Here is a 7,529-nt window from a genome sequence, read left to right on the forward strand (position 1 = left end):
GAGCCTGCTCGCGATAGCGGACTTACATTCAATACAAGTGTTGACTGTTAAGCCCTCATCGCGAGCAGGCTCGCTCCCACGTCTAGTGACTGTCATCTTTTAGAAATCTCACTGACTTATTCTCCCGGCACTTCCTTTGGCCAAACAAGGTGCCGGCATGACGCTGCGCAGATCGTTCCTGTTGATGCTGTGTGCCTGTTTGCCCTTCACCGCCTCAGCGGGCGATCTGCCGACGCCCGAAAACAGCCCCGTCCTGCGCATCCAGGGTTCCAACACCATCGGCGCCGCGTTGGGGCCGGCGCTGGTCGAAGGACTGATGCGCGAACAAGGCTTGCTCAAGGTCCGCAGTGAAGTCCCGGACAAAGCCAACGAACAACGTATCGTCGGCGAAACGATTCAGGGACGACGGGTGATAGTGGACGTCGCGGCTCATGGTTCCAGCACCGGGTTCAGCGCCCTCAAAACCGCATCCGCCGACCTCGCCGCCTCGTCACGCCCGATCAAGGACAGCGAACGAGTCGAGCTCAAAACCCTGGGCGACTTCAAAAGCCCCGGTGCCGAACAAGTCATCGCCATCGATGGGCTGGCGATCATCCTCCATCCGCAAAATCCGCTAAACCAGCTCAGCACCGACCAATTGGCGCGAATTTTCAGCGGTGAGGCAAAAACCTGGGAAGAGCTCGGTGGCAGCGGCGGGACAATTCACCTGTATGCGCGGGATGACCAATCGGGCACCTACGACACCTTCAAGGAATTGGTCCTCAGCCGCCGCGGGAAAACGCTCAACAGCGCCGCGAAACGCTTCGAATCCAGCGAGCAATTGTCCGACGCCGTCAGTCTGGATCGGCAAGGCATCGGTTTTATCGGTTTGCCCTACGTGCGCCAGGCCAAAGCCGTGGCGATTGCCGATGGCCAATCCCAGGCCATGCTGCCGCTCAACAACCTTATTGCCACGGAAGACTATCCGCTGTCCCGGCGACTGTTCTTTTACCTGCCGCCCACCGGGAAAAATCCTTGGGCACGAGCGCTGGTGGCGTTCGCGCAAAGCAGCAAAGGGCAGGAAATCGTCGCAGCCAATGGTTTTATCGCGCAGACCGTCCAGGCCATGACGGTTACGCCGAATGCACTGATGCCCGAGGGATATCAGGCGCTAAGTCGCCACGCCCAGCGGCTGTCGGTGAATTTCCGTTTCGAGGAAGGCAGCGCGACGCTGGACAACAAGGCCCGACAAGACTTGTCGCGGGTGCTCGACTATATAAAGCAGCACGATAAAACCAATCGCCAGGTGACGCTGGTGGGATTTGGTGATGCCAAGAGCGATCCGGCGCGTGCCGATCTGTTATCGAAACTGCGGGCCATGGCGGTGCGGCGGGAACTGGTGAAAAGCGGCGTGGTGTTTCGCGAGATTCGCGGCTTTGGCGCCGAAATGCCGGTGGCGGCGAATAGCGCGGATGAGGGGCGGATCAAGAATCGGCGGGTTGAGGTTTGGGTTTACTGAAGCGGGCAGGCTTTTCCTCATCACTAAATTGGCCTGAAAAGACACTAACACTGACATTTCCTACAGGTTTTTTTTATCGAAAGTTATTGCTGAATGGTGACCCCCCTGTTGAGGGTCTATCACCTGAAAGGAATAATGACATGCCAACCGACCCGCAAACTCCAACACCACTCAAATCTGGCGACCGGGATGAAACCTTCGGCTTTCTAGGCACGGTGACTGGCCCTGCAAACGCCATTGCTCATTCGATTGTCTCATCGGACAACGGAATGCTGACTTACGCCATCGAGAACGGCGGAGAATTTCAAATCCATAGGAACCACGTCGACGGCGATCGAGATACTACATTTGGTACCGACGGTATTGTGACAGGACAATTTGAGAGTGGCAGAAGATCCAAACCCTGCCGACTGATACTTCAAGAGCGCAAGATTCTGGTCATCGGCGATATTCTTACTGAGCAAGGAAAACCAGGAGCACAGGCAGTCTTACGACTGAATGATAGTGGGAGCCCTGATCTTGTTTTCGGCACCATACAGTTGCCCTCTCCTGCGTTTTCCTCAAATTACGATTCGACTGAGGGATGCCTGCAGCACGACGGCAAAATCCTCATCCTGACCCAAAAGACGGATGCAATGGGTATCGGCAATTTGGGTCAACTGACACGACTGAAAAAGGATGGCCTGGGCGATGGAAGTGATGGGACTGATCTCGAATTTGGCGAGCAAGGGAAAGTCGAGGTCAGCTTCGGCGAGCACCTTAGTCGAATGATTAACGTGGTTGTGCAACCAGACAGCAAGATCGTTGTTGGGGGTAATTACGTCACGGTGAGCGCTTCCGTCTCCCGAATTGTGTTGGCGCGGTTTGACATTGATGGAGCGCTCGACAAGAGTTTTGGCGACGATGGTTACGTGTGGTTGGGCCCAGTAGATGGCCGACACGAGTTGGGTGAGTTGATCGTTCAGGATGACGGTAAATTGCTTTGCGTGGGTATGACGGGGCATTCCGATGCCCTGGTGATGCGATTTGACGCAAACGGCAAGCCCGACCCAACATTTAACGGAGGTCATGAAGTACTTACGGCGCTAGGTCATCAAAACGCGAGCTGGAGAGCACTGTCGATTCAGCCCAGCGACAAAAAAATCGTCGTGGCAGGCTGGACGCCCGGGTTCCCTTCATCAATGTTTTGGGGACGATTGTTGTCTGACGGTACTTTTGACACTGGCTTTGGTAACGCTGGCTGGATCAAATCATCCGTGCCAGGAATCCCATATTCTGTAGCCATCCAGAACGGTGGGAGAATCATCGTTGCAGGCATAAGGGAAAATGCGCGAATGTCTGTAGTCTGCGGAGTTCAGGGCTGACACAACTTCTCGATGACCGCAGCTTGGACGCCAGCAGTCAAACCAAATCTGCTGGCGTTCCAAGGCTTCGTCAGTGCCCGCTACGCATCATCTCTTTCGGCACGTACTTGCCGATCTCGAACTTGCCGATTGCCGCGCGGTGCACTTCGTCCGGGCCATCGGCCAGGCGCAGGGTGCGTTGCATCGCATACATATAGGCCAGCGGGAAATCGTTGGAAACCCCTGCCCCGCCATGCATCTGGATGGCCCGATCGATCACCCGCAGGGCCACGTTCGGCGCGACGACTTTGATCTGCGCGATCTCGCTCTTCGCCACCTTGTTACCGACGGTGTCCATCATGTACGCCGCTTTCAATGTCAGCAGGCGTGCCATGTCGATTTCCATCCGCGAGTCGGCGATCTTGTCGATGTTGCCGCCCAGGCGTGCCAACGGTTTACCGAACGCGGTGCGGCTCACTGCACGTTTGCACATCAACTCCAGCGCACGCTCGGCCATGCCGATCGAGCGCATGCAGTGGTGAATCCGGCCAGGGCCAAGGCGACCCTGGGCGATTTCGAAGCCGCGTCCCTCGCCCAGCAGGACGTTTTCATACGGCACGCGAACGTTTTCAAACAGCACTTCGGCGTGGCCGTGAGGCGCGTCGTCGTAGCCGAACACCGGCAACGGACGAACGATCTTCACACCCGGGGCATCCACCGGCACCAGAATCATCGAGTGCTGGGCGTGGCGTGGCGCGTCAGGATTGCTCAGGCCCATGAAGATCAGAATCTTGCAGCGCGGGTCGCAGGCGCCTGAGGTCCACCACTTTTTACCGTTGATCACCCACTCGTCGCCGTCACGCACAGCGCGGGCAGCCATGTTGGTGGCGTCGGACGAAGCGACGTCCGGTTCGGTCATGGCGAACGCGGAGCGGATCTCGCCGCGCAGCAGCGGTTCGAGCCAGCGTTGTTTCTGTTCTTCGTTGGCGTAACGCACCAGCACTTCCATGTTGCCGGTGTCCGGTGCGGAGCAGTTGAAGGGCTCAGGACCGAGCAGCGAGCGGCCCATGATTTCCGCCAATGGCGCGTATTCGAGGTTGGTCAGGCCGGCACCGAGTTCGGACTCAGGCAGAAACAGATTCCACAACCCTTCGGCCTTGGCCTTGAGTTTGAGCTCTTCCATGATCGCGGTCGGCTGCCAGCGATCGCCTTCGGCGACCTGGCGCTCGAACACGGCTTCGGCGGGATAAACGTAAGTGTCCATGAACGCGGTCACGCGCTCACGCAGTTCCTGAACCTTGGGCGAATAAGCGAAATCCATGAGCAATTACCTTCTTGGGCAGAGGTTGTTTTAGGTCATGCATCGATGCTAGAACAGCGTTGATAATTTACCTAGCCTATTCTCGGCGTGTATTAACATTCATCACCGATATATGATCGGCTGATTGAGAACCAACAATAAGAGTGCAGCGCAATGAATCTGAGCAAGGTCGACCTCAACCTTTTCATCGTCTTCGACGCGATCTACACCGAAGCCAATTTGACCCGAGCCGGGCAGATTGTCGGCATTACTCAGCCAGCCGTCTCGAACGCTCTGGCCCGCCTGCGCGAGACCTTCAACGACCCATTGTTCGTGCGCACGGCGCAAGGCATGGTGCCGACGCCGATGGCGCAAAACATCATCGGACCGGTGCGTAACGCGCTCTCCCTGCTGCGGGTGTCGGTGCAGGAAAGCCGGATTTTCAACCCGCTGCAAGCGGTCAAGACGTATCGCATCAGCATGACCGACCTGACCGAAGCGGTGATTCTGCCACCGCTGTTCCAGCGCCTGCGCCGCCTGGCGCCGACGGTGATCATCGAAAGTTTTCTGTCCAAGCGCCGCGAGACCACCAAGGAACTGGCGGCCGGGCGTCTCGATTTCGCCGTGGATGCGCCACTCAACACTGACCCGCAGGTGCGTCACGTCAAGTTGATGGAAGACCGCTACGTCTGCGCCATGCGCAAGGGCCATCCGCTGGCGGGCAAGGAGAAATTCACCCTCGATGATTATCTGTCGCTGACGCACATTCATATCTCCAGCCGCCGCAGCGGTCTGGGTCACGTCGACCTGGCCCTGGGGAAAATGGGCATCCAGCGCAAGATTGCCCTGCGCTCCCAGCATTATCTGATGGCGTCCCAGGTGTTGCAGCAGACCGACATGGTCATGACCGTGCCGGAGCGCTTCGCCCGTCGTCATGACCTGTATTCGGTGAACCTGCCGGTCAACGACGTGCCGCCGGTGGAAACGCACCTCTACTGGCACGAAAGCACTGACCAGGACCCGGCCAACCGCTGGATGCGCGAACAGATGATCGAGTTGTGCCAGCAAGTGACGGCGCATGAGAAGAAGCTCGATAAGGTGTAAGGCTTCGGACCGCGTCATCGTTCTTCGCGGGCAAGCCTCGCTCCCACAGGGATCTCTGCACACACAGATGTTGTGTTCCTTGCAGATCCAATGTGGGAGCGAGCCTGCTCGCGAAGAGGCCAGCAAGGACGCCAGCAATTCACGCCCCTTGACGTAAACGTCAACCTGCCATTAGCTTAGCGCCATGACCTTCTTCGAGCGCTTCCATGAGCAGCCAGACCTATAGCATTTCAGACCTCGCCCGCGAGCTCGACATCACCACGCGGGCCATTCGCTTTTATGAAGAGCAAGGCCTGCTCAGCCCTGAGCGCCGTGGCCAGGAACGCGTGTATACGCCCCGTGACAAGGTCAGTCTGAAGCTGATCCTGCGGGGCAAGCGCATTGGCTTTTCCTTGGCTGAATGCCGCGAGCTGATCGAACTTTACGACCCCACCGGCGGCAACCAGAAACAGCTGCAAACCATGCTGAGCAAGATCGCCGAGCGCCGCGAACAGCTGGAGCAGCAGATGCTCGATATCGAGCAAATGAAACTGGAACTGGACACCGCGCAGGAGCGCTGCACCCAGGCGCTGGAGCAGACGATCAAGAGCCAGCAACCCGCTCAATAAACATTCCGGATACTTGTAGGAGCGAAGCTTGCTCGCGAAAGCGTCACATCAGTCGACACCAACGTTGAATGACATACCGCGTTCGCGAGCAAGCTTCGCTCCTACGGGATTCGCTGAACATTCAGACAATTACAGCAGGTCGATTCCCATGTCCCTACCCTCTCATGTACGTTTGGTCGAAGTCGGTCCCCGTGATGGCCTGCAGAACGAAGCCCAACCCATCAGCGTTGCGGACAAGGTGCAACTGGTCGACGCGCTGACCGCTGCGGGCCTTGGCTATATCGAAGTCGGCAGTTTCGTTTCACCCAAGTGGGTGCCGCAAATGGCCGGCTCCGCCGACGTCTTTGCGCAAATCCAGCGCAAACCGGGTGTGACCTATGGCGCACTCGCCCCCAACCTGCGCGGGTTTGAGGATGCAATCGCGGCCGGGGTCAAGGAAGTCGCGGTGTTCGCCGCGGCCTCCGAAGCGTTTTCGCAACGCAACATCAATTGCTCGATCAGCGAAAGCCTGGCGCGCTTCGTGCCGATCATGGATGCGGCCAGGCAACACGGCGTCAGCGTGCGTGGTTACGTGTCCTGCGTGCTGGGCTGTCCTTACGAAGGTAACGTCGCTCCCGAACAAGTCGCCCACGTCGCCCGCGAGCTTTACGCGATGGGCTGCTATGAAGTCTCCCTGGGTGACACCATCGGCACCGGCACCGCCGGCGCGACCCGCAAGATGTTCGAGGTGGTTTCGGCCCAAGTGCCGCGTGAAAAACTGGCCGGGCACTTCCACGACACTTATGGCCAGGCCATGGCCAACATCTATGCCAGCCTGCTGGAAGGTATCGCGGTGTTCGACAGCTCCATCGCCGGCCTCGGCGGCTGCCCTTACGCCAAGGGCGCCAGCGGTAACGTCGCCACCGAAGATGTGGTTTACCTGCTCAACGGCCTCGGTATTGAGACCGGCATTGATCTGGACGCTCTGATTTTGGCCGGCCAGCAGATTTGCTCCGTGCTGGGGCGACCGACCGGTTCGCGCGTGGCCAAGGCTCGCAGCGCACAGTGAGGCGTGCGGGTGTTACCGCTGTGCCTGAAACGTGGGACACAAGCGAGTAACACGGAAACAAATTGTCTGGTTTCACCCGAAGGAAAAATCTCACAAAAAGTTAAATAGTTGATTTGTAAGGATTTTTTAAAGTTGGCACGGCTTCTGCTATCTCTACTGCATAACAAGAACAAAAAAAGCGGCAAACCCAATAAAAATAAGACGTAACGACTCTGACATAACAAAAACAACACGGCAGAGACGCAGCTAACAGATTTTTTTGGAGAGGATATGCTTTTCAGGGTGCTTTTCGGAGTAACCCGCAACCGGGCAGAGAACAATAAAACTACCTTCAGGTAGCTCCCGAACTGGTTGGATCGCTCAGCGAAAAAGTAGATCAGCGCTCAAAAAAATACGTTTGCTCTTGATCCCGGATGGGGATCGACAAAAACAGCGGTAAAGGGTCACGGTCACTAAAAACAACAACAGACCGCCCCTCAATAATAAAAAAAGAGCACGTGCGACGAAAATTAAAGGGGAGCCTCGGCTCCCCTTTGTGCTTTCTGCAATCCAGGTTTTCACCACCTCCCTTGTGGGGGCCCCCCCGCGGGGGGCCCCAACGGGGGCTGTTTTGCGGGTTTTTTTAACA

The 7,529-nt window shown here is 57.3% G+C and carries 6 protein-coding genes; 5 read left to right on the forward strand and 1 reads right to left on the reverse strand.

Annotated features, from left to right (window positions below):
* The first annotated feature begins 157 nt into the window (after positions 1-157).
* Together QMX98_RS30065 and QMX98_RS30070 are read left to right on the forward strand one after the other, a co-directional pair.
* Positions 158-1,498: a phosphate ABC transporter substrate-binding/OmpA family protein gene (locus tag QMX98_RS30065; RefSeq protein ID WP_282411842.1), complete on the forward strand. Its 1,341-nt coding sequence runs from the start codon at positions 158-160 to the stop codon at positions 1,496-1,498.
* A gap of 140 nt (positions 1,499-1,638) precedes the next feature.
* Entirely contained in the window at positions 1,639-2,862 is a 1,224-nt protein-coding gene (locus tag QMX98_RS30070) for a delta-60 repeat domain-containing protein (RefSeq protein ID WP_282411843.1), read from the forward strand.
* A 70-nt stretch (positions 2,863-2,932) separates the two neighbouring features.
* On the opposite strand, the gene QMX98_RS30075 is transcribed toward QMX98_RS30070, so the two are convergent.
* Positions 2,933-4,162 (reverse strand): acyl-CoA dehydrogenase, encoded by a 1,230-nt coding sequence (locus QMX98_RS30075; RefSeq protein ID WP_077749762.1) that lies wholly within the window; start codon positions 4,160-4,162, stop codon positions 2,933-2,935.
* Between the two features lie 153 nt (positions 4,163-4,315).
* Here QMX98_RS30075 and QMX98_RS30080 point away from each other — a divergent pair, with 153 nt between their 5' ends.
* From QMX98_RS30080 to QMX98_RS30090, 3 genes are all read left to right on the forward strand, one after another.
* Positions 4,316-5,245, forward strand: coding sequence for a LysR family transcriptional regulator (locus QMX98_RS30080; RefSeq protein WP_008148497.1), 930 nt, complete (start codon positions 4,316-4,318; stop codon positions 5,243-5,245).
* 206 nt (positions 5,246-5,451) lie between these two features.
* Entirely contained in the window at positions 5,452-5,853 is a 402-nt protein-coding gene (locus QMX98_RS30085; RefSeq protein ID WP_010458788.1) for a MerR family DNA-binding transcriptional regulator, read from the forward strand.
* A gap of 148 nt (positions 5,854-6,001) precedes the next feature.
* Positions 6,002-6,901: a hydroxymethylglutaryl-CoA lyase gene (locus QMX98_RS30090; protein WP_172790595.1), complete on the forward strand. Its 900-nt coding sequence runs from the start codon at positions 6,002-6,004 to the stop codon at positions 6,899-6,901.
* Positions 6,902-7,529: the final 628 nt, after the last annotated feature.

The organism is Pseudomonas sp. PS02303 (assembly GCF_029959925.1).
Classification (GTDB): domain Bacteria; phylum Pseudomonadota; class Gammaproteobacteria; order Pseudomonadales; family Pseudomonadaceae; genus Aquipseudomonas; species Aquipseudomonas mandelii.